Source organism: Methylosinus sp. DMC45 (assembly GCF_056313885.1).
Genome location: NZ_JBQUZK010000007.1, coordinates 16,755 through 41,715, shown reverse-complemented (window position 1 = coordinate 41,715; position 24,961 = coordinate 16,755). Strand labels below are relative to the sequence as shown.

At 64.5% G+C, this 24,961-nt stretch carries 19 protein-coding genes and 1 tRNA gene; 10 read left to right on the top strand and 10 right to left on the bottom strand.

Translation table 11 applies throughout. The features are described from left to right. Positions 1-88: 88 nt before the first annotated feature. On the bottom strand, positions 89-2,407 hold the full coding sequence (locus ACT53T_RS02930) for a transporter substrate-binding protein (RefSeq protein WP_476159969.1): 2,319 nt from the start codon (positions 2,405-2,407) through the stop codon (positions 89-91). Positions 2,408-2,593: 186 nt separating this feature from the next. Here ACT53T_RS02930 and ACT53T_RS02925 point away from each other — a divergent pair, with 186 nt between their 5' ends. Then, on the top strand, positions 2,594-3,862 hold the full coding sequence (locus tag ACT53T_RS02925) for an alpha/beta hydrolase (RefSeq protein WP_476159968.1): 1,269 nt from the start codon (positions 2,594-2,596) through the stop codon (positions 3,860-3,862). 3 nt (positions 3,863-3,865) lie between these two features. Here the strand turns inward: ACT53T_RS02925 and ACT53T_RS02920 are convergent, their stop codons facing one another. Continuing rightward, positions 3,866-4,558 carry an SDR family oxidoreductase gene (locus tag ACT53T_RS02920; protein ID WP_400766075.1) on the bottom strand — a complete coding sequence of 231 codons (693 nt, stop codon included), beginning with the start codon at positions 4,556-4,558 and terminating at the stop codon, positions 3,866-3,868. 150 nt (positions 4,559-4,708) lie between these two features. Here ACT53T_RS02920 and ACT53T_RS02915 point away from each other — a divergent pair, with 150 nt between their 5' ends. Beyond that, on the top strand, positions 4,709-5,899 hold the full coding sequence (locus tag ACT53T_RS02915) for a YjgN family protein (RefSeq protein ID WP_476159967.1): 1,191 nt from the start codon (positions 4,709-4,711) through the stop codon (positions 5,897-5,899). A 1-nt stretch (position 5,900) separates the two neighbouring features. Then, on the top strand, positions 5,901-7,016 hold the full coding sequence (locus ACT53T_RS02910) for a M48 family metallopeptidase (RefSeq protein ID WP_476159965.1): 1,116 nt from the start codon (positions 5,901-5,903) through the stop codon (positions 7,014-7,016). Here ACT53T_RS02910 and ACT53T_RS02905 read toward each other — a convergent pair. After that, positions 6,994-7,779 carry a DUF72 domain-containing protein gene (locus tag ACT53T_RS02905; protein ID WP_476159964.1) on the bottom strand — a complete coding sequence of 262 codons (786 nt, stop codon included), beginning with the start codon at positions 7,777-7,779 and terminating at the stop codon, positions 6,994-6,996. The two genes, ACT53T_RS02910 and ACT53T_RS02905, sit on opposite strands and share 23 nt — an antisense overlap. A 42-nt stretch (positions 7,780-7,821) precedes the next feature. Continuing rightward, complete coding sequence (locus ACT53T_RS02900) at positions 7,822-9,081, bottom strand: GNAT family N-acetyltransferase (RefSeq protein WP_476159962.1); 1,260 nt, start codon at positions 9,079-9,081, stop codon at positions 7,822-7,824. Positions 9,082-9,412: 331 nt separating this feature from the next. Between ACT53T_RS02900 and dxs the strand changes: the two genes are divergently transcribed. Then, on the top strand, positions 9,413-11,344 hold the full coding sequence (dxs, locus tag ACT53T_RS02895) for a 1-deoxy-D-xylulose-5-phosphate synthase (RefSeq protein ID WP_400766067.1): 1,932 nt from the start codon (positions 9,413-9,415) through the stop codon (positions 11,342-11,344). Positions 11,345-11,594: 250 nt separating this feature from the next. Here the strand turns inward: dxs and ACT53T_RS02890 are convergent, their stop codons facing one another. Continuing rightward, a complete protein-coding gene (locus tag ACT53T_RS02890) occupies positions 11,595-12,068 on the bottom strand; it encodes a hypothetical protein (RefSeq protein ID WP_476159960.1) in 474 nt (157 codons plus the stop codon). Positions 12,069-12,235: 167 nt separating this feature from the next. Here ACT53T_RS02890 and ACT53T_RS02885 point away from each other — a divergent pair, with 167 nt between their 5' ends. Next, positions 12,236-13,411 carry a lytic murein transglycosylase gene (locus ACT53T_RS02885; protein WP_476159959.1) on the top strand — a complete coding sequence of 392 codons (1,176 nt, stop codon included), beginning with the start codon at positions 12,236-12,238 and terminating at the stop codon, positions 13,409-13,411. An 89-nt stretch (positions 13,412-13,500) separates the two neighbouring features. On the opposite strand, the gene ACT53T_RS02880 is transcribed toward ACT53T_RS02885, so the two are convergent. After that, positions 13,501-14,826, bottom strand: coding sequence for a dihydroorotase (locus ACT53T_RS02880; RefSeq protein ID WP_476159958.1), 1,326 nt, complete (start codon positions 14,824-14,826; stop codon positions 13,501-13,503). A gap of 166 nt (positions 14,827-14,992) precedes the next feature. Here ACT53T_RS02880 and ygfZ point away from each other — a divergent pair, with 166 nt between their 5' ends. Next, positions 14,993-15,835, top strand: coding sequence for a CAF17-like 4Fe-4S cluster assembly/insertion protein YgfZ (gene ygfZ / locus ACT53T_RS02875; RefSeq protein ID WP_018264147.1), 843 nt, complete (start codon positions 14,993-14,995; stop codon positions 15,833-15,835). Positions 15,836-16,146: 311 nt separating this feature from the next. On the opposite strand, the gene ACT53T_RS02870 is transcribed toward ygfZ, so the two are convergent. Then, positions 16,147-16,725, bottom strand: coding sequence for a hypothetical protein (locus tag ACT53T_RS02870; RefSeq protein ID WP_476159957.1), 579 nt, complete (start codon positions 16,723-16,725; stop codon positions 16,147-16,149). Positions 16,726-16,895: 170 nt separating this feature from the next. Here ACT53T_RS02870 and sppA point away from each other — a divergent pair, with 170 nt between their 5' ends. From sppA to ACT53T_RS02850, 4 genes are all read left to right on the top strand, one after another. Further along, a complete protein-coding gene (gene sppA / locus ACT53T_RS02865) occupies positions 16,896-17,870 on the top strand; it encodes a signal peptide peptidase SppA (RefSeq protein WP_476159955.1) in 975 nt (324 codons plus the stop codon). Between the two features lie 43 nt (positions 17,871-17,913). Beyond that, entirely contained in the window at positions 17,914-18,201 is a 288-nt protein-coding gene (ihfB, locus tag ACT53T_RS02860) for an integration host factor subunit beta (protein ID WP_018264144.1), read from the top strand. A gap of 37 nt (positions 18,202-18,238) precedes the next feature. Further along, positions 18,239-18,589, top strand: a complete 351-nt coding sequence (locus ACT53T_RS02855) for a lipopolysaccharide assembly protein LapA domain-containing protein (protein WP_018264143.1) — start codon at positions 18,239-18,241, stop codon at positions 18,587-18,589. A gap of 84 nt (positions 18,590-18,673) precedes the next feature. Beyond that, positions 18,674-18,749, top strand: a tRNA-Thr gene (locus tag ACT53T_RS02850). Positions 18,750-18,802: 53 nt separating this feature from the next. Here the strand turns inward: ACT53T_RS02850 and ACT53T_RS02845 are convergent. The 3 genes from ACT53T_RS02845 to ACT53T_RS02835 form a co-directional block, all read right to left on the bottom strand. Beyond that, positions 18,803-20,029 carry a tyrosine-type recombinase/integrase gene (locus ACT53T_RS02845; RefSeq protein ID WP_476159953.1) on the bottom strand — a complete coding sequence of 409 codons (1,227 nt, stop codon included), beginning with the start codon at positions 20,027-20,029 and terminating at the stop codon, positions 18,803-18,805. Between the two features lie 1,347 nt (positions 20,030-21,376). After that, on the bottom strand, positions 21,377-24,556 hold the full coding sequence (locus tag ACT53T_RS02840; RefSeq protein ID WP_476159951.1) for a DUF927 domain-containing protein: 3,180 nt from the start codon (positions 24,554-24,556) through the stop codon (positions 21,377-21,379). Between the two features lie 128 nt (positions 24,557-24,684). After that, positions 24,685-24,957: a hypothetical protein gene (locus ACT53T_RS02835; protein ID WP_476159950.1), complete on the bottom strand. Its 273-nt coding sequence runs from the start codon at positions 24,955-24,957 to the stop codon at positions 24,685-24,687. Positions 24,958-24,961: the final 4 nt, after the last annotated feature.

Genomic DNA, 24,961 nt, shown 5'->3' with positions numbered 1-24,961 from the left:
CCCGAAGGCTCGCGGTCCGGGGGCTACGGCCTTCGCACTGCGAGCCTTCGGGCTCGTTTCGTTTTCGGCGGCGCACTATGTCGCGCCGTCACGCGGCGCGCGCCTTTCCGGCGCGGTTCTTGGTGAGCCAAGGGCTCCAGGGCTGCGGCGCGATCAGCCCGTCCCCGACGAAGACCGGAGCTATGCCTCCGCGCGCGACGCGGCCGATGAAAGCGGGCTTGTGCAGATGCTGCGTCTCGGCGTCCAGCCTCAGGGAGAAGCCGCTCGGCGCGCGGAGCGCATGCAGCGGCAGCGCGCGGCGCACCGCCGCGACATCGACGGAGCCCGCAGCGGCGACCGCCGCGCGCCATAGCTCGAAGCCGAGATAGCTCGCCTCCATGGCGTCATTGGTCGAGGCGTCGGGCGCGTTCTTATAGCGCCGCCATTGCTCGACGAAGCTGCGATTCTCCTGGCAGTCGATGGCCTGAAGGTAGTTCCAGGCGACATAGAGCCCGTCGATGTCGCAATGAGCGAGCGCCGGCAGCTCCGCCTCGCCGATCGATAGCGACAAGATCGGCGCGAAGGCGACGTCGCCGAGCGCGCCGAAAAAGCGCAGATTGGCGTCGCCGCTCACCGTCGAGACGATCGCCGCGCTGGAACGGGCGGCGAAGCGCCGCGCGTCTCTGGCGACGGCGCGCCAATCCTCGAGGCCGGGCGGCGCATAGATTTCGGCGATATCGGCGGCGGCCACGCCATGCGCGGCGAGATAGGCGCGCAGAATCGCGTTGGTGACGCGCGGATAGACGTCGTCATTGCCGATGAGCAGAAAGCGCCGCGCGCCGAGGCCTTTCAGAAAATCCACGGCGGGGATCGCCGTCTGGCTCGGCGTGCCGCCGGCGTAGACGATGTTGGGCGAGCGCTCCTCGCCCTCATATTGGCTCGGATAGAAGAGCAGGCCCTTGGCCTTTTCGACCACCGGAAGCACGGCTTTGCGCGAGGCGGAGGTCCAACAGCCGAAGATCGCCGCGACGCCGCGCTCCTCCAGGAGAAGGCGCGCCTGCTCCGCATAGAGGGCGGGATCGGAGCGCGGATCGAGAATCACCGCCTCGAGCGGGCGTCCGAGGAGGCCGCCCTGCGCATTGCAGCGCTCGACCAGCATCGTCAGCAGCTCCTGCAGCGGCCGCTCGCTGCTCGTCATCGTGCCGGAGAGCGAATGCAATATGCCGATGCGGATCGCGCCATTGTCGAGATCGGCGAAATAGCGATCGACGGCGCAAACGAGGCTCTTCGAGCTGCCGAGCATCGTCTGCGCGACGGCGAGCGCCGAGCGGCCGGCCGAATGCGCCTGCGCCACGGCGCCGCCGACCTCCGGCAGCGTCTCGCCGACGCCGCGGGCGACGAGGGCGGCGCGCGCCCCTATGCCTTCGAGATCGGCCGCCTCCCGGCTCAGAGTGTCGGCGAGGTCGCGATTGACGCCGGCGACCGCCTCGACGCTCGTCGATACGTCAGCGATGGCGCCGACCGTCTCCTCCACCGCGGAACGTATGGAGTCGATCTGCGTCTCGATTTCGGCGGCGGCGCGCGCGGTCTGATTGGCGAGCGTCTTCACCTCGCTCGCCACCACGGCGAAGCCGCGCCCGCTCTCGCCGGCGCGCGCCGCCTCTATGGTCGCGTTGAGGGCGAGCAGCGAGGTCTGGCCGGCGATCGACTGAATGAGCTTGCTCACCGCTCCGATGCGGCCAGCGGCGGCGGCGAGGCCGCGCACGATGTCTTCCGCGCGCGCGAGATCGGCGGCGCTGCGATCGGCTGCCAGGCGCGCCGCCGTCACTTGGCGCGAAGAGCGCCCGACGAGGCCGATGATGGCGTCCCGCGCCGCCAGCGCCAGTCCATCGACATTCTCCGCCGCCGTGGCTGCCGCGGCGGCGGCGGCGGAGAGACCGCGGAGCATGTCGCCATTGCAGGCGGCGCAGTCGCCCGCCGCCGATCGCGCGCCGGCGTCGGCGACGGCGAGCGCATCTTCCGTCTCCTCCACGATTTGGCGCAGCCGCCGCAGGAAGAAAGCGCGGCCGGCCTCACGAATCGATTGCTCCGCCCCGCGGCTGCGCTCGGCGACGGCGAAAGCGTCGGCGGCGATCAAAGCGCGACGCAGCTCCTCCGCGACGCCGCGGAGCCGCGCCGCCGAACGTCCGCCCACAGGCGGAAAAGGAGCGTAGCGATCGCCCCCGGCGATCTTCTCCAAGGCGGCGATCTGCGCCGAGAGGCGGCGCTCGATCGCGCTCGCCGCCGCAATAGCGGCGAGCGCCGCTGCGGCCCAGCAGAGGAGCGGATCGCCGCCGGCCCCGCCGAGGACGAGGGGCGTGAAGCCCGCGGCGAGAGTCGCCGCGAGAAGAAAGACGCAAGGAAGTTTCCCGGCCGAGCTGTCCGCCATGGATCGCACACTTCGCTATGAGTTTGAAAATTTGCACGTAATCTCGCTACACAACGGTTACTAACACCTTTCGATGTCCGATCTTTCCCGATCGATCGCTGGCGCCGCCCCTCGAATGGGGAATGGAAGCGCGTGACTCGCCTCGGCCGGCGGTTTATTCCCGGTGCGGATCGGGAGCTTTGCCGAATGAGCCGCTTTTCGAAACGCCTTCGTCCTCCGGTGCTCGCCCTCTGCCTCGCCCTCGCGACGGGCGGCTGCGGCGGACGTCCCCATGGCGTGCTGACCCCGCAGCCGCAAACGGCGGGGACGAGCCGCGTCGAATTGCTGGTCGCCACGACGCGCAGCGATCGCGGCGCGGAGCCGGGCGATCTTTTCACCGGCGAGCGCGGCAAGGGCCTCGCCTTCGCCGATATCGCCATCTCCATTCCGCCGGACGGCGCGCGCCAGATCGGCGAGGTGCAATGGCCGGACTCTCTGCCGGGCGATCCCACGCGCGAGTTCGTCACGCTGCGGGCCGATCTGCTCAGCCAGCAGGAGGCGGCGCGCCGCTTCGACGCGCGCATCGTCAAGACGCCCAAGCGTCAGGCGCTGGTCTTCGTGCATGGCTTCAACACGCTCTTCGCCGAGGCCGTCTATCGTCTCGCGCAGATCGTCCATGATTCCGGCACGAGCGCGCTGCCGGTGCTGTTCACCTGGCCCTCGCGCGGCAAGCTGCTCGACTATGGCTATGACCATGAGAGCGCGAGCTATTCGCGCGACGCGCTGGAGCATGTGCTGCATATGCTCGCCAAGGACCCGTCCGTCGGCGAGATCTCGATCCTGGCGCATTCCATGGGCAATTGGGTGACGCTGGAAGCGCTGCGCCAAATGGCGATCCGCGACCATGGGCTCGCGCCCAAGATCAAAAATGTGATGCTCGCCGCGCCCGACGTCGATTACGACGTGTTCACGCGGCAGATCGCCGAGATCGACGAGCATCGCGCCATCTTCACCCTCTTCGTCTCGCGCGAGGACGAGGCGCTGGCCGCCTCCCGCCGTGTGTGGGGCGACAAGGTGCGGCTCGGCGGCATCGATCCTGCGCGCGAGCCGTTCAAGGACGCTCTGGCGGAGCGGCGCTTCACCGTCGTCGATCTCTCGACGGTGAAATCCGCCGACCCGCTCGGCCATGGCACATTCGCGCAATCGCCGGAGATCGTGCGCTCCATCGGCGCGCGACTAGCGGAGGGCCAGACGCTCGCCGACAATCAGAATGGCGTGGGCGAGCGCCTGGGCCAGGTGGCGACCGGCGCGGCCTCGACCGTGGGAGCCGCGGCGAGCGTCGCCGTCTCGACGCCTTTCGCCATTGTCGACCCGCGCACGCGCGAAAATCTCGGCGATCAGCTGCAGCGTCTCGGCGAGCAGATGAGCGACACCGCCTCCGCCGGCGCCGATGTCGTCTCACGCCCGCTGCATTGACGGCTACCAGGGAACGTCGCGGCCGCGATAATCGAGGAAGCGGCCGGTGTCCGCCAGGGTCAGCGCGTCGAGCGTCCGCAGGATTCCGCCCGCGCTCTCCTCTACGGAGAGATCGGCGTTCTTCCCGCCCATATCGGTGCGCACCCAGCCGGGACTGAGCGCGACGACCGTGACCTTCTCGCGCTTCAGATCATGGGCGAGGCCCTGGGCGATCTTGTTGAGGGCCGCTTTGGCGGCGCGATAGGCGATATTGGTGGAGCCCTCCATCGCCATGGAGCCGAGCCCGCTCGACATCAGCGCGATGCGCGGATTGTCGGCGCGCAGCATCAGCGGCAGAAAGGCCTGGACCAGCCGCAGCGGCCCCAGCGTGTTGACGTCGAAGAGATCGAGCGCGCCGGGAAAATCCATGTCCAATGTCGATTGCGTCTGCGGCCCATAGGCGCCGGCGTTGCAGACGAGAACGTCGAGCGGCCCCGCCAGCTCGCGCGCGGCGGCGCGTATCCCCGCCTCGTCGCGCTGGTCGAAGACATGAATCGAGAAGCGCGCGCGATGGCGCGCCACATCTTTCTGCAGGCGCTCGCGCGCGTCCTCGCTGCGCACGGAGGCGTCGACATCGTCGCCCCGGTCCGCGAGCAGCGTCGCCAGCCCATGGCCGATGCCCCTATTGGCGCCCGAAATAAACCAATGCTCCGCCATCGGCCGCTCCTCTTCTCATCCCAACATGGGAATATCGCCGACATGCGAATATAACGCGCATCGGCTGCGATCGAAGCTTGCCGCCGCCTTATTCAGCTTATACTGTAGGGCAGTTACATAACGAAAACATTGCGAAAGGCGGATCGCATCATGAGCGACATTTCCTTCGCGGACGAGCACGTCGCCGCGCGATCTCCTTCTGAGGCGGCGCCGGTCCCGGTCCTCTTCACCGGCGACAATGGCGAATTCCGCCGTCTGGTCACGCGCGGCGCGCTGCTGGAGCTGGCGACCGCCGGCTTCTATCGCTTCTGGCTCGCCACCAATATGCGCCGCCATCTCTGGTCGAGCACGGTCATCGGCGGCGATGCGCTGGAATATGTCGGCACGGCGCGCGAGCTATTGTTCGGCTTCTTCTTCGCGCTCGCCATTCTCGCGCCCGTCTATATCGCCTATATCGTCATCGGCTTCGAGGCGGAACGGCAAAGGGCTTTCGCCTCGCTGCCGCTGGGCCTGTTCTTCGCCGCCTTCGGCCAATTCGCCATTTATCGCGCGCGGCGCTATCGGCTCAACCGCTCCGCCTGGCGCGGCCTGCGTTTCGGCATGGGCGGCTCCGGCCTCGCCTATATGTTCCGCGCCATCGGCTGGGGCCTGCTGATCGCGCTCACGCTCGGCCTCGCTCTGCCCTGGGCGGAGGCGGCGCTCGAGCGCTATAAGATGCGCCACACCTATTATGGCGCGCTGGAAGGCGGCTTCGTCGGCCGCGGCGGCGATTTCTTCAAGCGCGCCGGCTGGATTTGGTTCACTGCGCTCATTCTCCTGCTCTCGCCTTATGTCATCGGCGCCGTTTTCAGGGGGCCGATATGGATATTGGCCGGCGTCATCTATGTGATCGGCGTTCCGGCTCTGTTCGCGGCCTTCAAGGCCGAGCAATGGCGCTGGTGGCTGCGTGGTCTGCGCCTCGGCGGCGCGCGGCTCGAGACGAGACTGACGATGAGCGCGCTGCTCGGCAATTATTTCGCCTTTTTGGGCGTCCTCATCGGCGTGCTCATCGCCGCTGCGATCGTCTTCGGAATCGTCGTCGCGACGAATCGGAACGCTATGGTGGGGACCACTCCGCCGATCGGCGTGCTCATTCCGATCGTCCTCGCCTATGTCGCGACCTTTTTGTCCATCGGCGTGGCCTCGCGCATTTTCCTCATGCAGCGGGTCTGGAAGCTCGTGGCGAGTTCGCTCGTCGTCCATGGTCTCGCGGAAGCCGAGGACGTCGCGACGCGCGCCAGCGTCACGCCGAGCGCCATCGGCGAGGGTTTCGCCGATAGTCTCGACATCGTCGGCTTCTGACATGAGCGCGGAGCCGCAGCCGGGCGTCCTCGACGAAGAGGCCGTGATCTTCTTCGACGGCTGGAGCAGCCGCAAGCGGCGCGTCGCGCTGCGCTTCGGCGCGACGCTGGAGATCGTCCAGAATGGCGCGACGCTCGCCTCCTGGCCCTATGACGACATTCGCCGCATCGACTCGCCGATCTTCGCGCTGCGGCGCGAGACGGCGGCGGGGGGCGAGCTGGCGCGGCTCGAATTGCACGATCCGCGCCTCCACAATGAGATCATCGCGCGCTGCCCCTATCTCGGCGGAAAGACGCGGCCCGGCGCGAATCGCGCGATCGTCTATTGGTCGCTGGCCGCGACGACGAGCTTCGTCGCGCTGATCTGGTTCGGCATTCCATTCGCGGCCGATCGCATCGCGCCGCTCGTGCCTCATTCCTTGGAGCGGCGGATCGGCGAGGCGGCGGAGGCGCAATTGCGCAGCGTCTTCTCGGACGAGCCCTGCCGCAGCGAGAAAGGCGCGAATGCGCTGACGCGTTTGTCCGAGCGGCTGCAATCGGCCGCCGCTCTGGAGGAGCCGGCGCGCATAGAAGCGCTGCGATCCGCCATTCCCAATGCGCTCGCTTTGCCCGGCGGCAAGATTTATGTGTTCTCGGGCCTGCTGAGCCGCGCGAAGACGCCGGATGAAGTGGCCGGCGTCGTCGCCCATGAGATCGGCCATCTCAAACATCGCGACGCCATGCGCAAGCTCATCGCCACGGGCGGGACCTCCTATCTCATCGGCCTGCTGTTCGGCGATGTGACCGGCGCCGGCGCGCTGGTCTTCGCCAGCAAGGCGCTGATCGGCGCCGCCCATTCGCGCGAGGCGGAGGCGCAGGCCGATTCCTTCGCCGCCGAGCTGATGGCGCGGCTCGGCCGGCCGGCCAAGCCGCTCGGCGATCTGCTGACGCGCATTTCCGGCGCGGAGAATGGCGCCTTCGGCCTGCTGCACGATCATCCGCTGAGCGCCGATCGGCTCACGGCGCTCGCCGCCGCCGACAAAGGCGAGCGCGGGCCGCCGCTGCTCGACGACGAGAATTGGGCGGCGCTGAAGGCGATCTGCAAGAAGGACGACGTCAAGCCCGAAGCCGCGCGATGAGCGCCTGCGCCGCGGCAGGCGCGCGCCGCTTGGCGCCGTCGATCATGAAGACGAAAACATCGCGCGCGCTCGTCTTCGCCGGCGCGGCGAGATGCGGAAGATCGGCGGGCGTTGCGCCCCTCTCCCATTCGCGCGCGCGCCGCGCCCAGAGATCCAGCTCCTCCGCCGCATAGCCGATGACGCGATCGTCGCGCGCATGTTTCAGCCGCGCATAGACGAAATCGGCAGTGGCGTCGGCGATCGCGGGATCATCGGCGGAATCGACGAAGACCGCGGCGATATTTTCGGCGCGCAGCAGGGCGATGAATTTCTCGTCGAGAAAAGAAGGGTGACGAACCTCGAGCGCATGGCGCAGGCGAAGCGCCCCGCGCTTTTTCGGCAGCAGCTTCAAAAAGGCGGCGATCTCCTCGGCGTGAAAGCGCCTATAGGGCGGAAGCTGCCAGAGAATGGGGCCGAGCTTGTCGGAAAGCTCCGTCACGCCGCTCGCGAGGAAATGCTCGATCGTCTCGCCCGTCTCCGACAAGGCGCGGGCGTTGACGGCGGCGCGATGCGCCTTGACCGCGAAGACGAAATCATCGGGCGTCGCCTCGCGCCATTTCACGAAGCTCGTGCGCGATTGCGTGCGATAGAATGTGGCGTTGATCTCGATCGCCGTCACATGGCGGCTCGCGAAAGCGAGCTCCTCGCCGGCGGGCAGCTTCTGCGGATAGAAGAGCCCGCGCCAGGGCGCGAAGCTCCATCCCCCTATGCCGACTCGGATCATGTCCCGGCCTCCGGTCGCGCGCGGGCGCGCGGAGGCGCCCGCTCACCGCTTGCGGCTCAGCACGCGATGATAGAGCCGCTTCGCCGTCTCGCGCAAACGCCGCCGCCAGACTTCCTTGGCGTGCGCCTCGGCGAATTGCGTGACGCCGTCGGTCTTCGCCTGCACCATCAGATCGCAGACGACGAGACGATCCGGCCAGCAGCGCTCGATCATATAGTGGCCGGGGATGGCGCAGGAATCGGTGATCGCCATATCGGCGCGCTCCGATTGCATTTCGGTGATGGCGTAGACGAGCTGCACGCCGGGCGCCTGGGCGCGCAGGCTCTCGTCATAAGCGATCTTCCAGAAATAGGAGCGCGCGCCGCTCTCGATGACGACGCCCATGGCGATCGGCTTGCCGGCGAGCTCGAGGCTGTGAATGCGGATCTTGCCCTCGCGCGCCAGCAGACGGGTCGCGCTGCGCACGAAAGTGGCGAGCGAGGGATGGCCGAGCAGCGCGCCCCGCTCGGCCTTCCAGCCGCTGGCCTCGAGCGCCAGAAAATCCTCGGTCGCGCGCGGAATCTCGGCCGGCGTCGAATAGACGACGCGCTTCAGCTCGCCGGCCTCCTCGAGGCGGCGGCGGCGGCGGCGCATCTCGCTCAGCGCCTTGCGCGAGGACATGCGCGTCCACACCTCCTCGGGATCGCCGCCGGCGAGCAGAGCGGCGCGCTCATGCCGATCGAGCACGCGCCAGTCACGGCCGGTGGCGCGCGCGGCGCGGGTGAAGGCGGCGAAAACCGGCCCGCTCATCGGCGTCATGGGAATGAGCACGGCGCCCGCGCCGGAGCGATTGCCGGCGAACCAGTCGAGAAGGGCGGCGGCCGCCTCCTCCGCGCATTCGCGATCGAGCAGCGGGGTCGCCAGCGCGGCCTGCTTGTGCAGCCAGCCGCGCGCCGTCGCCGCGCCGAGCGAGAAGCCGGGCGCGACGATGGGAAACAGCGCGACCAGCCGCCGCGCGCCCTGAAGGCCCGCCCGCCGCCAGACAGTGACGAAGAGCGGGCGCGATTTCGCCGGGAAATGCCGCGCCGCCGGAAGCGCGAAGCCGGGCTCCAGAAATCCGTTGGGCTCGATGGCGCGCGACACGAGCTCGGCCCAATCGCGGACATGGGCGCTCATCCGCTCGACGTCGAGCGCCTCCGTCTCCAGCGAACCACTCGTCATGACGCCTTCGCGGCCGGCCGCGCTCTGCTCGGAGGCTCTCGAAGGGCCGGGAAGGCTGCCCAGAAACGCCGTCCTATTGATCCAAAATGGCGTGGTGGCCATGATTCGCCCCTCGTCGCTTGTCAGTTTCACCCAGGTCCGACGCCATTGCGAGACGAATCACGTCGACCACGCCGGGCGTTTCAAGAGCGAGGCCAGCGATGCGGGCGCCGCCGCCGCTCAAAGGCCTGTGGGAAATTTGTCACATGAGAGATAAATATTTGGGGAACAAAGGGATCGGAAGAGAGACCGTGCTGCTGCGCGGTTGCGCGCGCGCTTCTTCCCGTGCCAGAGTGATACTGCCGAGGTCCGGCATTTGCCGGATGTGGCGCACCCGCTATATGAGATCACCTGCGGTCGAGACCCTCGGCCCGTCCAGACCAGAGTAGGCGCTTTGACGACTTCGAAGACCCCCCTTCTCGACCGGATCGACACGCCGCAGGATCTGCGCAAGCTGCAGCCCGGCCAGCTCCGCCAGCTGGCCGACGAATTGCGCCGCGAGACGATCGACGCGGTTTCCGTCACCGGCGGGCATTTGGGCGCCGGGCTCGGCGTCGTCGAGCTGACCGTCGCGCTGCATTACGTCTTCGACACGCCGAACGACAAGATCGTCTGGGACGTCGGCCACCAGACCTATCCGCACAAGATTCTGACCGGCCGCCGCGACCGCATTCGCACGCTGCGCCAGGGCAAGGGGCTCGCCGGCTTCACCAAGCGCGCCGAGAGCGAGTATGACGCCTTCGGCGCCGGCCATTCCTCCACCTCTATCTCGGCCGGCCTCGGCATGGCTGTGGCGCGCGATCTCTCCGGCGGCTCCAATCACGTCGTCGCGGTGATCGGCGACAGCGCCATTTCGGCGGGCATGGCCTATGAGGCGATGAACAACGCCGGCGCTCTCGACTCCCGCCTCATCGTCATTCTCAACGACAATGACATGTCGATCGCGCCGCCGACCGGCGCCATGTCGGCCTATCTCGCCCGGCTCGTCTCCGGCGGAGCCTTCCGCACACTGCGCGAGACGGCCAAGCAGCTCGCCCGCCATCTGCCGCATTTCCTCTATGAGAAAGCGCGCAAGGCGGAGGAATTCTCCCGGAGCTTCATCACCGGCGGCGGGACCATGTTCGAAGAGCTCGGCTTCTATTATGTCGGGCCGATCGACGGGCATAATCTCGAGCATCTTCTGCCCGTGCTGACCAATGTGCGCGACAAGGACGACGGCCCGGTGCTGGTCCATGTCGTTACCCAAAAGGGCAAGGGCTATGGCCCGGCCGAGGCCGCGGCGGACCGCTATCACGGCGTCAACCGTTTCGACGTGCTGACCGGCGCGCAGGACAAGCCCAAGGCCAACGCCCCCTCCTACACCAGCGTCTTCGCCAAGACTCTGGTGGCCGAGGCCGAGCGCGACGACAAGATCGTCGCCATCACCGCGGCCATGCCGGCCGGCACCGGCCTCGATCTGTTCGAGAAGGCCTTCCCGGACCGCATGTTCGACGTGGCCATCGCCGAGCAGCACGCCGTGACCTTCGCCGCCGGCCTCGCCTGCGAGGGCTATAAGCCCTTCTGCGCGCTCTATTCCACCTTCCTGCAGCGCGGCTATGACCAGCTGGTGCATGACGTCGCGATCCAGCATCTGCCGGTGCGCTTCGCCATCGACCGCGCCGGCCTCGTCGGCGCCGACGGCCCCACGCACGCCGGCGCTTTCGACATCGCCTATCTCGCCTGCCTGCCCGGCATGGTGCTCATGTCGCCTGCGGACGAGGGCGAGTTGGTCCATATGGTGGCGACCTCCGCCGCCTTCGACGAAGGCCCGATCGCTTTCCGCTATCCGCGCGGCGAGGGCGTCGGCGTCGAGCTGCCCCAGCGCGGCGAGATTTTGGAGATCGGCCGCGGCCGCGTGATCCGCGAGGGCTCGAAAGTGGCGATCCTCTCGCTCGGCACGCGGCTCGCCGATGCGCTGACGGCGGCCAAGGAGCTTTCCGGCCGCGGCATTTCGACGACGGTCGCGGACGCCCGCTTCGCCAAGCCGCTCGACCGCGATCTGCTGCTGCGCCTCGCCGCCAATCACGAGGTCCTCATCACGATCGAGGAAGGCTCGATCGGCGGCTTCGGCTCACAGGCCTTCCAAGTCCTGTCGGAGCATGGCGCGCTGGACGGCGCGCGCGGGGCGTTCAAGTTCCGCTCGATGATCCTGCCCGATCTCTATATCGACCATGACAAGCAGGACGTCATGCTCGCCCGCGCCGGCCTCGACGCCCGCGCCATCGTCGCCAAGGCGCTCGAGGCGCTCGGCGACGAGCGCGGCGCCGCCCGCGCGCTGATCGCCTGACGCGCATCTCTTTCTCCCGCCCGCGGGAGAAGGTGGCCCTCGCGTCAGCGAGGGTCGGATGAGGGTCCGTCAGGACGCTCGAAATCTCGTCGCGATAAAACGAGCGAATTACGATGAGTCCCCGCCCCTTCTGGAGGCGCCCTCATCCGACCCCGCCAGAGCCTGTCGCTCGCGACGGGCGTCCTCACGGACGCCCTGTGGCGGGGCCACCTTCTCCCGTAAACGGGAGAAGGAAACACTCGGCCCTTTTTTACTGCTTGTAGGTGACGCCGTCGGGGCCTTTCCAGCCGTCGCCGTCGGCGTAGAAGCGATATTCCTCGTCGAAGGCGATCGTCTCGCCTGGGGCCACATATTGCTTGCCCTTGGGATCGCTATTGCGCGGCGCGGTCACATAATGCTTGCTCGGCGAGCAGCCCTCGGGAAACTTGCCGGCGTCGTCCGGCTTGCATTCGAGATTGGCGCCATCGGGAAACTGCACCGAGGCGTTGAAGAACAGCTCGAAGCCTTTCTCGCCGGTGGCGTGCATCTCCAGACGCTCGGTCATCGTCTGCTTGAAGGAGAGAATTTTTCCGGGCTTGTCGAAGCGCTGCTTCAGCAGATTGTCGAAAATCTGCCGCGCATTGGCTTCGGTCGGATCGGGGCAGCCGAACCAGCAGATGGCGGCGGCGCGGTCGATGGTGAGCGGCGCGACGACGAGCGTCAGCGCGAGCAGTCTGCGAAGCATGGGGTTCCTCTTTTTTGTCTGGTGTCGCGCCGAATTCGGGCCGGGCGTCGTCGCCGCCCGTCTCCGCGCGGGCTTGGGCCTCAAATTAGCCGATCTCCGCGCCGAAATGAACCGAAACGGACGATCGCAGCAACGAAGCAGTAACCATAGGTTCCTAGCATCCGCTCATGAAGATCATGCATAAGCTCCCGGCGGTCCTCGCCCTTCTTCTCTGCGCCGCGCCGGCGCGCGCCGATTTCGCCTCCTGTCTCGCAGGGCTGCGCCATGCGGCCGCGGGGGCGGGCGTCTCGCAGCGCGTCATCGACAGCGCGACCAATGGGCTCGAGCCCAATGACGCGCCGAGCTTCATGGACAAGCAGCCCGAGTTCAAGACGCCGATCTGGGACTATATCGCCGGCCTCGTCGATGAGGAGCGCGTCGAGGAAGGCCGCGCCATGATGCAGCGCCACGCCTCCGCCCTGCATGCGGCGGAGCAGCGTTACGGCGTCGATCCGGCGACCGTGGTCGCGGTCTGGGGCGTCGAATCGGATTTCGGCAAGAATTTCGGCAAGCGCAGCGTGGTGCAATCGCTGGCGACCCTCGTCTGCGAGGCGCCGCGCCGCAACGACTATTTCAAAGGCGAGTTCATCGCCGCGCTGAAGATTTTGCAGAGCGGCGATATTGCGCCGGAGGAGTTCAACGGCTCCTGGGCCGGCGCCTTCGGCCATACGCAATTCATGCCCTCCACCTTCCTCTCCACGGCGGTCGATCTGGACGGCGACGGGCGGCGCAATATCGCCAGCTCGGCGGCCGATTCGCTCGGCAGCACGGCGAATTTCCTCCGCAAGGCGGGCTGGCGGCCGGGCCTGCGCTGGGGCTTCGAGGTGAGCATTCCCGCGGGCTATAGCGGCCCGTCCGGCCGCACGACGAGACAGCCCATGTCGGCTTGGGGCGCGCGCGGGATCACGCGGCTCGACGGCGGCGGATTGGGCGAAGGCCAGGCGGCGCTGCTGCTGCCGGCCGGCCGCAACGGCCCGGCCTTTCTGGTGACGCATAACTTCGACGCCATTTATTCCTACAACGCCGCCGAATCTTACGCGCTGGCGATCGCCGTGCTGTCGGACCAGCTGCGCGGGCGTCCGGGCATTCAAACGCCCTGGCCGACCGACGATCCCGGCCTCTCCCGCGCCGAGCGCCGCGAGATGCAGGCGCTGCTCAACCGCCAGGGCTACGCCGTAGGCGAGCCGGACGGCGTGATCGGGACCAAGACCAAGGAAGCGATCGCCGACTTTCAGAGCCGCGCGGGGCTGAAGGCGGATGGCAGAGCGGGGAAGAAGACGCTGGACGCGCTGAGGGGTCGCTGAAGCGCGAGCGAATATGCTCGCAGATAGATAGCAAATCTCGACGCGCGTCTCCTTCTCCCGCTCGCGGGGAGAAGCGAGCGCTCTTGGCGTCACAACGCCTGCTGAAACCGTATCGGCGCGCCGCGCGAGGGCGAGACCAGCTCGCCCTCCCACATCACCCGCGCGCCGCGAATGATCGTTCCGATGGGCCAGCCTGTGACCTCCACCCCGTCATAAGGAGTCCAGCCGCAGCGCGAGGCGATCCAGCTGTTGCGGATCGTCTCGCGGCGCTTCAGATCGACGACGGTGAGATCGGCGTCATAACCCACAGCGACGCGCCCTTTACCGGCCAGGCCGAAGAGGCGCGCCGGCCCGGCGCTGGTGAGGTCGACGAAGCGCTGCAATGTCAGCCGGCCGGCGTTCACATGGTCCAGCATGGTCGGAACCAGAGTCTGCACGCCGGTCATGCCGGACGGGCTCTCGGGATAGGGCTTGGCCTTCTCCTCGAGCGTATGCGGCGCATGGTCGGAGCCGAGCACGTCGACGATCCCCTGCGTCACGCCGCGCCAAATCCCCTCGCGATGGCGCGCGTCGCGCACCGGCGGATTCATCTGCACGAGCGCGCCGAGCCGCAGATAGTCTTGCGCATCGAGCGTGAGATGATGCGGCGTCGCCTCGACGCTGGCGATATCCTTGTGGCGGGCGAGAAATTCGATCTCCTCGGCCGTCGATATATGCAGCACATGCACCAGCGCGCCCTTCTCGCGCGCGATGCGCAGCAGCCGCTCGGTGGAGCGCAGCGCGACGATCTCGTCGCGCCAGACCGGATGCGAGGTCGGATCGCCCGGAACGCGCAGCGGCTTGCGCTCCTCGAGGCGATATTCGTCCTCGCTGTGGAAGGCGGCGCGACGGCGCGTCTTGGAGAGAATCTCCCCGACGCCGGCGTCATCGGCGACCAGCAGCGAGCCGGTGGACGAGCCCATGAAAACCTTTATCCCCGCCGCGCCGGGCAGGCGCTCGAGCTCGGGAATATCCTTCGCATTCTCATGCGTGCCGCCGACCCAGAAGGCGAAATCACAATGCGCGCGGCCCGAGGCGCGCGCCACCTTATCGGCGAGCTCGGCGGCGCCGGTGGTCAGCGGCTTGGTGTTGGGCATTTCGAAAACCGCCACGACGCCGCCGAGCACGGCGGCGCGCGTTCCGGTCTCCAAATCTTCCTTATGGGTGGGGCCGGGCTCGCGAAAATGCACCTGCGTGTCGATGACGCCCGGCAATAAATGAAGGCCCGCGCAATCGATCCGCTCGCCGGCGGAAGCTTGCGAAAGATCGCCGATCTCGGCGATCTTGCCGTCGCGCAGCCCGATATCGCGCGGCGCGACGCCGTCCTGGTTGACGAGCGTCCCGCCGGCGAGAATCATGTCGAATGTCTTGGGCATGGCTGGCGCCTCGCTTGCAGGTGTCGCCCGGACTGTGGAGTTTCGACGCGAACGGGGCGTCGCCCTTTCGACACGATCTAGCGCAGATTGGCGCGGGCCGGAACCCGCCCTGCGCTCGCGAGAGGCGCCTGTCGGTTCGCCGACCTCATTTGGAGCACATCGGACAATGACCAGCGCCACACTTCTCTCGGACCGGGGCGTCGTTGAGGTCGCCGGCCCCGACGCCGCCAAATATCTGCATGGAATTCTCACGCAGAATGTGAAGACGATCGAGGCGGGCGAGCTGCGCTTTGCGGCGCTGCTCACGCCGCAAGGCAAGATCATCGTCGATTTCTTCATCTTCGCCCGCGTCGGCGAGGACGGGCTCGTGCTGCTGCTCGATTGCGCCTCCAATATGGTGGAGACGCTGCTCGACCGTCTGAAATTCTACAAGCTGCGCGCCGCTGTGACGCTCACCGACCGCAGCGCCGATTACGCCAGCGTCGCCTTCCCCGAAGCGACCGCCAAGCCGGCGATCGACGCCATCGCCCTCGCGGCGGACCCCCGCGCGGAGAGCCTCGGCTGGCGTGGCCTCGTGACGCGCGAGATCGCCGGAACGCTCGCCACCGCGCCGCGCGACGCCTATGACGCCAAGCGCATCGCCGCCGCCGCGCCCGAGGGCGGCCTCGATTTCGTCTATGGCGACGCTTTTCCGCATGAGGCGAATATGGATCGCCTCGCCGGCGTCGATTTCAAGAAGGGCTGCTTCCTCGGCCAGGAGGTGGTCTCGCGCATGAAGCATCGCGGCCCAGTGCGCAAGCGCGTCGCTACTTTCCACGCCGAGGGCGCGGCCCCGGCGCCGGGCACGACGATCAAGGCCGGCGAGGTGGAGATCGGCGTCACCGGCTCGGCCGTGGGCGGCGAGGGCCTGGCGCTGATCCGTCTCGACCGTCTGGCCGACGCCAAGGCCGGCGGCTCCACGCCGCTCGCCAATGGCGTGCCGCTGGAATTCACCGTGGTGGAAGGCTGAAGGGCTCGAGGGGGAGGGTCGGACCGCCGCTCGCATTCGCACACCGCGAATTTCTGCAGTCGTCTTGGCCGGGCTTGTCCCGGCCATCCACGCCGAGTAGCTGAGAAACGAAAGGAAAGCGCCCGCCATCGACGGCGGCGCCCTGCGGCGAGCGCCCTAGACGAGCTTCGGCGTCACATCAAACTTTCAAGACGCCTCGGCGTGCGCTGGCGTGCGCTGGCGTGGATGGCCGGGACAAGCCCGGCCAAGACGCTGCGGGGACGAGGACGGGGCATTCGGCAACCCCTCTACGGCGAGGTGAAAACGCGCGGTCAGGCGGCCTGCCTCTTCTTCAGCGCGACATATCCGAAGCGTCCGCCGACGCCCGCCACCAGCAGGCCGAAGAAGACGTAGGCATAGAATTCCGTATTGTCGATCAGCCCCACGGTGAAATGGTGGCGGCCGACATATTCCTTCGCGCCATCGTCGCTCGTGAGCCGCGCATAGAGCGCATATTTGCCCGCCGTCTGAATATTCACGTCGAAATTGACCATGCCATTGCGAAACTTCTGCGAGGGCAAGCGCATCACAGCGTCGCTCTCGGCCGGCTCGCCATCGCCTTCGGCGTCGCGGACGACGCGAATATCCCAATTCATCTCGCGCAATTCCGCGTCCGGCGCGTCCAGCGCGATCACCGTCGCGCCCGTGTCGGGAAGCACATCGCAGACGCGATCTATGTTCTTCTTGGGCTGCATGGCGACGAATTTCATCGTCTTGCCGGCGCCGAGCGCCATGGGGCACTCGGGATCATAATAATGCCAGCCCGCCGCCTTCGCCGCGGGGGCGGAGAAAGCGGCGCCGACGAGGGCGAGCGCGACAGCGAGACGCGAACAAAGGCGAGGCGAGACCAATTTCCCTATGCTCCCCGAGGCTTCCATCTGCGACGAAACTGCAATTTTTTATGCGATTTTGCAATTCCATCGATCGTGCGGCGCGAATGCGCGCGGCCGATTCCCTCCCGGCGCGAAACAGGCTAGTCTCACGAGTGTCGCGCCCCTTTCTGTCGAGCCCGAGCCCCGGCATGTCGCTTCCCAATGAATATCTGATCGATCGTCGCCGCCTTCGCCGCAAGCTCGGCTATTGGCGTATCCTGGCCGTGGTCGCCGTCGCCCTCGCCGGCCTCGCGGCCTTCGCGCGATTCGGCGACGGCGGGCCGAGCCCGGCCGCCAAGCTGTCGCCCCATATCGCTCGCCTGTCGATCAGCGGCCTCATCACCGGCGACAAGGCGACGCTCGATCTCATCAAATCGATCGGCGAATCACATGCGAGCGCCGTGCTGCTGAATATCGACAGCCCCGGCGGCACCACGACCGGCTCCGAGAAGCTCCATGACGAGCTGCGCCGCCTCGCCGAGAAAAAGCCCATGGTCGCCGTCGTCGGGACGCTCGCCGCCTCCGGCGCCTATATCGCCGCCATCGCCTCCGACGAGATTTTCGCGCAAGGCAATTCGATCGTCGGCTCGATCGGCGTGCTGTTCCAATTCCCCAATGTCTCGCGCCTGCTCGACACGGTGGGCGTGAAGGTGGAGGAGGTGAAATCCTCGCCGCTGAAGGCCGCGCCCAACGGGCTGGAGCCGACCAGCGACGCCGCGCGCGAGGCCATCGCCGCGCTCGTCGCCGATTCCTACGACTGGTTCAAGCAGCTGGTGAAGGATCGCCGCAAGCTCACCGACGAGGAGCTCGCCAAGGTCTCGGACGGCCGCGTCTTCACCGGCCGCCAGAGCCTGCCGCTGAAGCTCATCGACAAGCTCGGCGGCGAGCGCGAGGCGATCGAATGGCTGGAGGCCAATAAGGGCGTCGCCAAAAAGCTGCCGGTGCGCGACTGGAAAGAGAAGAGCACGCTGGAAAAGCTCGGCCTCGTCGATTCGATGGCGTCCGTGTCGCGGACGCTGGGACTTTCCGCCTTCGCCGACGCGCTGGAACGCGCCGGCCTTCTCGCGCAGCAAGGGCTGCTTGACGGTATGGTCGCGATTTGGCACGCTCCCACGCCCGATTGAGGCTCCGATCGATGCGGTCAAGTCGGCAGAACTGGAACGTCGCATGATCAAATCAGAACTCATCCAAAGAATTGCCGCCCGCAATGGGCATCTCTATCAGCGCGACGTCGAGACGATCGTCAGCACGATTCTCGACGAGATCACACTGGCGCTCGCGCGCGGCGACCGGGTCGAGCTGCGCGGCTTCGGCGCCTTCTCGGTGAAGCGGCGCGAGGCCCGCACGGGTCGCAATCCGCGCACCGGCGAGCAAGTCTCGGTGGAGGAGAAATCCGTGCCCTTCTTCAAGACGGGCAAGGAAATGCGCGAGCGGCTGAACGACGCCCACGGCTGACCCTTCCGTAGGGCGGCGGACGAAGTAGGAAGGTGACATGAGATCGGTTCTGCGCATTCTCGTCTTTGTTCCGCTGGGGCTGGTGTTCTTATATTTCGCGGTGGCGAATCGCGGGCCGGTGAAGATTTTCCTGGACCCGTTTCCGGGCGCGGGCGAGAGCGGGCCGTCTTTCGAGGCGCCGCTCTATCTCGTGGTTCTGGCGGCGATCGCGCTGGGCGTGCTGGCGGGCGGCCTATCGTCCTGGGTGGCGCATGGCCGCTATCGCCGCGCCGCCAAGGCCGCGCGCGCCGACGCCAAAAAGGCCCGTTCCGAGGCGGATCAGCTGCGCGGCCAGGCGCTGGCGAGCCTTTCGCCTGCGCCCAGCCGCTCTTCTCGCAACGAGCTTTGACGAACAAGGCCGTAGGCGCTTGAAAAACCCATTCGGCGCCGCTAATAGGAACGCCTCGGACGGGCCACGGCCCATCCAGAGAACGCCGCAATAGCTCAGCTGGTAGAGCACATCATTCGTAATGATGGGGTCGGGGGTTCGAATCCCTCTTGCGGCACCAGTAAAATCAAGAACTTACAGAAATCTGGAAAATCGTAGTCCGGTTATAGTCCGCTAAAAACGCGCTGTGGGTTGAGCGTTGGCTGTTTCGCGGAGATAGTCCGGCGCGTGATGGCCATAATTGTCCTGAACCATCTGAGCGCTCATCCCGACGAAGCCGCCCACATCCCAAGCCGAGCGTCCCGCCTGCATGAGCCACGTAACGCACGTGTGCCGGAGAATGTGAGGCGTCACATCGGGACCGAGACCAGCTCGGGCAGCGGCTCGGTTAAACGCCTTCGTCACACGTCCGAGCTTGGCGTCTTCCCTCTTATCCACAGGCTTCTTCTTGTCGTCGTCATCGGATGTGGCCGGCGTGTAGGCGACGACAAAGCGGCTATCAGACTGTTTTTTCCAGCGCCGTAGGTGCCGGAGGAGCTTGTCGGGAATTGGAGCCGGCGGCTTGCGCTTCTTTGTCTGGACCGCGCCCGAGGCTGCTCGATACATGAGCCGCCCCTCGATATCGAAATGACCGCCGTCCGCGTGGGGATACCAGCCCAGGCCGTTGATGGCGTCGTGCCGAGTGCCAGTTCGCAAGCCGATCAGGATGAAGCGGGCGAGGTGCCGACTTACGACCGACTCCTCCCGCCTCCAAATCGTCCAGCGCTCGGCCTTGGTCTCTAGATCACTGTAGGGAGCCATGACGCAGCCCAGAGCGCCCATGACGAGCCGGGCGGCCTCGCTGGTCGTCAACCAACGGTCCCGAGGGGCGGACTTTTGCGGGAGCGTCACAGCGATTGGATGCTTCAGCTTCCTCGACTCAAAGGCGTAGTTGAGCGCCGCCTGAAGGGTCGCGAGTTCCCGGCGGGCTGATGTAGGTTTGACCGGGCGACGGTCTCTAGGAGGCTCGCCAAGGAATGGCTTGCCTGTGTGTGTCCTCCATCGCTCATAGGCCGTGCAGGTCTCGCGAGATACCTCGTCACAGGTCCGGCCTTTGAAGAATTCTAGAAGACGCTGAAGGTATTTTTTCGTATCGGCTGGCCTTGTGTGTTTTGGCATAACGTCGCGCTCATAAAGTTCGAGCGCCTGCTGAACGTAATAGTCGGGCGATGGCTTCTTGATGAAGCGCGATCTAATGTAGGTGTCGAGCCTTTCCTGAGCTTTTATCGTTTCCTTTGCAGTGAAACCCGTCGACTCTCGCTTGTCTCCATCGATGATATACCAAATCGACCGCGCGGCCTTCTCTCCGTTCTTCTTTTGCTTTCTTAGCTTTAGGTATGGACCTCGTGCTAGGCGTGGCATGGCTGGACGTGACTCCTTTGTTGACAGCAGAGAGTCAGGCGATCGGAGCGCCTCGCGTCAAGCTCATGATCGATGTAAGGTTTAGGTAGACGCCGCTCGTAGGGGCGCGCGGGTAGGGCCGTATGGGAGACGGCCTTGGGTCCCTGTTAACCTTACCAGAGGATTTTCTTGGGGAAATCGCCTCGCGTAGGCCGTAGCCCCTTGATTTTCTGAACTCGATCGTGACCACTTCGCAACGCTTCGGCTTTAGGTTCCATAATGTGGAATCAGCGAATCCACGTTAACCACGTTAACCCGCTGAAAATCGCCCTGCTCCCACCCTTCGAGACCTCACGCGATGGATTATGCGTCCGTTGGTAGTGGTCGGACTGGCGATAGGGTGGAAGTGGTGGCAAGTCCCCTCCCCTCCCCTGCCGGGAGAGGCCGGCGAGGCGTGAAAAAGCGGGGGTCGAGACTAGATATAGTATGTCGAGGCCAGACATGCACTAGATATAGACTCTCGTGCTGGCCTGCGTTTCATATGGACGCCACCGGGTGGGACATTGCTACCCATATGGGTTGGTATCGGGTAGGTCCGCGAAAACGGCCGTTGGACAGGTATATAGACTGTCAAAGTGACATTTTTCCATGATCTATTCGGAATCTGGGCCAGCGGTGCCGACCGATTGACCGCCCGGATTTCATGCAGGGATTAGCGCAATGTGGGCATTCGCCACTCGACACCCGATCGTCTTCGCGGTGATCGGCGGCGGTCACTGAGGCGGGAGACTGGACCTTCTGGACATGACACCTTGTGCGCTCGATAGAGCGACAGGCGCTCGACCATCCCGCGCGTAGCTGTCATGAGGCGGATCGAACCTCTGGACTGTCCGCCCTGTGTCCGCGACGTTCGGGCCGGCGATCGAACTGAACACTCAACCGACCGCACAGGCGGCTTACCGCCATTCATGGAAAACCTTTTCATGGATCATGGAATCGAAAACACGAATCCATGAACAATCCATGAGGCCGAAAAGCCCGGAAAACCGGGCGTTTTTCACATGACTCATGGATTCATTGATTCGGAAAATATAGAGAGAAGGTAGAAGGGGGATACACACACACCGCCCATACACAGCGCCGAACCGGCAACCGAGGCCCGCGGACACACGACACCCTCTCCACCTCTCTCTCTATCTCAAAAAAACCCATGAATCCATGAATCACACCCAACCATTTGATTTACAAAACTATTCTTCTCATTGATCTCAAACCTTTCATGGATTCCGTTTTCCATGAAACCAAAAAGTCGGCGGCAGCGTCGAAACAATGCCGCCCTTTCAGGACAAGACCAGAGACGGTGCGCCATTAGACCGGAGGAGCCTCCGGCGCGACGGTAAACGTCAACTTGTAATGGCCAATCGGTTCGCCACCGGGAAGGCGGCTGTGCACGCTGGCATTGGTCGCTGGAACTAACAAACCTTTCTTCTTCAGCGCCTTTGTCAGCGCGCTGCGCTTCTGCGAGCCGCCTGCAAGCCCGGCAATCTCGGTGTTGCGGACATAGAAAGTATAGGAGTTACCATTGCGCTCATACCAACCCAACGCCTCCTTGTAGTGGCGCTCGGTGTCGTCGAGTTCGTAGACGCCGTTGCCCATCTTGGCGAACAGGTTCTCGAAGAGCGTATCAATCGACTTGTCGCCGGGATTCAACGCCTCCGCTTCTGCGCTCGACAGATACTCGCGCCAAGCCGCGCCAAGGCGTTCACGAATGCCGCTGCCTTTTGGCAAAAGGCCGGCTTCAACCATGATCCCGCCGACTTCCAACAGAAGCCCAAATACCCAAGCTGTATTACGGATGAGCGGAGTCGGATTTTCACCCGCCAGCTCGCGAACATGCTCGATGATCCCGGCGCGGATGTCTTCAGGAGTCTCGTTTGCCGAGATCAGATGATTTGCAAAGTGGGGACCGGCATGGCCATAGTTAGCGTTGAGCAGCGCCTCCATCTTCACAAATTCTGCATCTGGAATACGCTTCGCCTGCGTCACATCGATGTCGATCAAGCGCGCCGTCATACCGACCGCCGCATGTTCCTTCAGACTCTTCTCGACGATCTCAATTACGCCGCGCTCCGCCGACATGAGTGCGAACAGATACCATCCGCGTGTTTTTTGCAGATCAGAGTTACGAGTCAAGCGCCCACGCCCGCTACCGCTCGCAATCTTGAAGATGAGCTGTTGCAAGTCGCTCTGATAGCGTTGCGCCTCGTCCAGCCCGAGGAATGAACCGTGCGACGCCTCGGCCCATGCCTCCGGCGCATTCACGGTGCCGTCGAGCGAGCGGATAAGGCTAACGTCGTTACCCTTCGTGACAATCGGCTTGCTAAACGATGCTGTGCCGAGCAACATCGCCATCGTCTTGCCGTGACGTGAGTCTCCCGTAAAGGCCACAAGTGGATTCAAATCCGCCTTGATGAAATCGACGACCACACCCGCGCATCCTGCCAGAATGCCGATCAGGTGATGAACGCCACCATGTTCCAGAGCGATCTTGAACGCCTCGCGCTGGCCGTCGAGTGTCCCGGCGCGAGAATTGACAAGCGGCGGGTTGTCGTAACGCACGGGCTCATTCACTTCACCACCACCACTACACGCTGAACCGTCCGGCGCAACATAGAGGCGATCGTTCACCCACCCCGGCTTATGAACCGTGAGGATACGCTTTGGCGCACGCTTGCGGGCTGTCACCATGAGACTATAGAAATAGTCCGTGCGGGTATTGGCGTAGATGTCAAAGCACTTCGCGGCAAGACGCCCACGAACCGCACCCGCCTTTTCCTGAAGCTCGCTCATGTTGATGAGCACTTGATGCGCCTTGTCGTCATCGTCATAAAATTCGATGAGCACGCCCCATTCATCGGAATCGTTCTCTCGTGCCGAGCCGAGCACATTGAACGCACTACAAACCCAAACAGGTTCGCCTTCCTTATTCAGCGTTTCGATTCGCGCGCCGTCCTTGTCATCTTTAAGAGCGAAGCGAGTCCCGTTCAGAAGCTTCTTTGTCTTATTGTAGTTGCGCTGCTGTGGTTCAACCACGACAGCCTTAGCTGACGTGCTCGTCACCGCGTTCGGCGTTTCGATCGATTGCACGCTAGGCAGCTCGTCGGCCGATTCCTGTTCGTTCTCCATCAGCTCGTATACAAACTCTTCAGGTGCCGGCAACGAGCCGCTGCCCTCCACCAAAGCCGCATTCTGCCGTTGCCAGATCATGCGCAGATAGTCGGCTGTTCCATACTTGCGTTGCTTGCAGCCGTCGTGCTGACAGGTAATTGTTGCCGTGCCGCTGTCCGCAATATCGGGAGGTATGACAACGCAGCCCGTGTCATTCGGCCAATGAGCGGTAGTATGAGCGTCATCATTCGGGCATTCAATTATGCTCTTGCGGAATGGATCAGGAAGCCCCTTGATCTGCCATCCCAGCGCGTCGAGATAAGTTGACACGTCGAATTCACTTCCATGACGCCAGAGGAAATCCTCGAAATCCGGTTCGCCCTCGACGTGCGGAACGGCATTTGCTTTTTGGCTTTTCCCCCGATTGCTGCGCCCGACGACTCCGGCTTCGCGCATCATCTCGGGCGTGACTTCCGGGAAAACAAACGGAGTCGTTCCGCCGATGATAGAGCGATAATTATCGAGCGACTTCGCGCGAGCGGCATAGAAGCCGCGCGTCACATCAGTGCATGAATGATCGTAGGAAACACCGATCTTGTTGGCGATGTGAACGTAAGCCGCCTTCCATGCACCCTCTGAACTCGTCCGATTCTCCCCATCAATGACAAACGGCTGAGCAAGCGGCAATACGATACGCAGCTTGCTGATAGGATCGTGCTTGATCTTGATGTCGATAGTCTCGCCGGATTCGTTGGTGACGATCGAGTCGATCTTCGCCGTTGCGGCGAACGAAGGCCAATAGCCCATACCGACTCCTTCATTTCCGCTACCATCCTTGTGGCGCGGCGCGACAAGGAAACGGCGCATGTCATCGTCGGTCGGATTGTCGGAGAAAGCAGGATCAAAACCGCGAAGCTTCTTCAGCGGAATCACGTCGCTCGTCTTACCGTTCGAATGCGATGTGTAGGTGATGTAACACGCGCCGAACTCTTCGAGCTTGCGGATCAAATCCTCTTCGGTCTGCCCATTGTCAACGTCGAAGGTCATTGCATAGATCGCTTGCACGCTCTTCTTGGTTCGTGCTCCGCTCTTCAGCTCGCACGGCGCGAAGATGTTGCCGCCCTTTCTTTGATTGATGACCGGATGCGCGAACGCTGTGCGGAGCGTCACAACGTCCATGTCGACTCGCTGCCACCCCCACTTTCCGCCGCCGTCCCATTCATCGCGCGCCGACCATTCGGCGCGAGGTGCAAGAGAACATACGATTTTTTGGGCCAGGAAGGCTTCAGGCCAATCGTGGAGCACGATAGCTGACTCCACGCGATCGATGATTGAAAAGCCATAGAGCGAATCGTTGTTAGATTCGTTGGCGTTCAGCACATTTTCGTTTACACAAGACGCAGACATAGCGTATGATCTTTTCGCTGTTAAATGCCCTCTCGGGGCAAAGGTTGAAGTCTTTACGGCTCGCGGATTTCGTCCATCCGCGAGCCTTCTTTTTTGCTCACTCACAAGGTCGTAATCACCGCCGACTCGATTTCGTCGAGCGACTTCACCGTCTTGTCACCGCTCTCGCGGATCGCATCAGCAATGAGTCGACCAGCGATCAGCACGGCGCTGGCGATAGTGTAGAGACCACACGATGTATGTGCTGGACCTACGTTACCTGTATATGGGCCGACTACCGCCTTTGCGTTATCGATCGCAGCCTTCAAATCGCGCGCGAGCGGCGCGGGATTTTCAGCATCGTCGAGCGTGTCATTGAACAAATCATTGGACATTTTT

Bases quoted from the DNA above. Each gene is read 5' to 3' on its own strand.
- ACT53T_RS02930 (WP_476159969.1), bottom strand. From the start codon at position 2,407: ATGGCGGACAGCTCGGCCGGGAAACTTCCTTGCGTCTTTCTTCTCGCG.
- ACT53T_RS02925 (WP_476159968.1), top strand. From the start codon at position 2,594: ATGAGCCGCTTTTCGAAACGCCTTCGTCCTCCGGTGCTCGCCCTCTGC.
- ACT53T_RS02920 (WP_400766075.1), bottom strand. From the start codon at position 4,558: ATGGCGGAGCATTGGTTTATTTCGGGCGCCAATAGGGGCATCGGCCAT.
- ACT53T_RS02915 (WP_476159967.1), top strand. From the start codon at position 4,709: ATGAGCGACATTTCCTTCGCGGACGAGCACGTCGCCGCGCGATCTCCT.
- ACT53T_RS02910 (WP_476159965.1), top strand. From the start codon at position 5,901: ATGAGCGCGGAGCCGCAGCCGGGCGTCCTCGACGAAGAGGCCGTGATC.
- ACT53T_RS02905 (WP_476159964.1), bottom strand. From the start codon at position 7,779: ATGATCCGAGTCGGCATAGGGGGATGGAGCTTCGCGCCCTGGCGCGGG.
- ACT53T_RS02900 (WP_476159962.1), bottom strand. From the start codon at position 9,081: ATGGCCACCACGCCATTTTGGATCAATAGGACGGCGTTTCTGGGCAGC.
- ACT53T_RS02890 (WP_476159960.1), bottom strand. From the start codon at position 12,068: ATGCTTCGCAGACTGCTCGCGCTGACGCTCGTCGTCGCGCCGCTCACC.
- ACT53T_RS02885 (WP_476159959.1), top strand. From the start codon at position 12,236: ATGAAGATCATGCATAAGCTCCCGGCGGTCCTCGCCCTTCTTCTCTGC.
- ACT53T_RS02880 (WP_476159958.1), bottom strand. From the start codon at position 14,826: ATGCCCAAGACATTCGACATGATTCTCGCCGGCGGGACGCTCGTCAAC.
- ygfZ (WP_018264147.1), top strand. From the start codon at position 14,993: ATGACCAGCGCCACACTTCTCTCGGACCGGGGCGTCGTTGAGGTCGCC.
- sppA (WP_476159955.1), top strand. From the start codon at position 16,896: ATGTCGCTTCCCAATGAATATCTGATCGATCGTCGCCGCCTTCGCCGC.
- ihfB (WP_018264144.1), top strand. From the start codon at position 17,914: ATGATCAAATCAGAACTCATCCAAAGAATTGCCGCCCGCAATGGGCAT.
- ACT53T_RS02855 (WP_018264143.1), top strand. From the start codon at position 18,239: ATGAGATCGGTTCTGCGCATTCTCGTCTTTGTTCCGCTGGGGCTGGTG.
- ACT53T_RS02845 (WP_476159953.1), bottom strand. From the start codon at position 20,029: ATGCCACGCCTAGCACGAGGTCCATACCTAAAGCTAAGAAAGCAAAAG.
- ACT53T_RS02835 (WP_476159950.1), bottom strand. From the start codon at position 24,957: ATGTCCAATGATTTGTTCAATGACACGCTCGACGATGCTGAAAATCCC.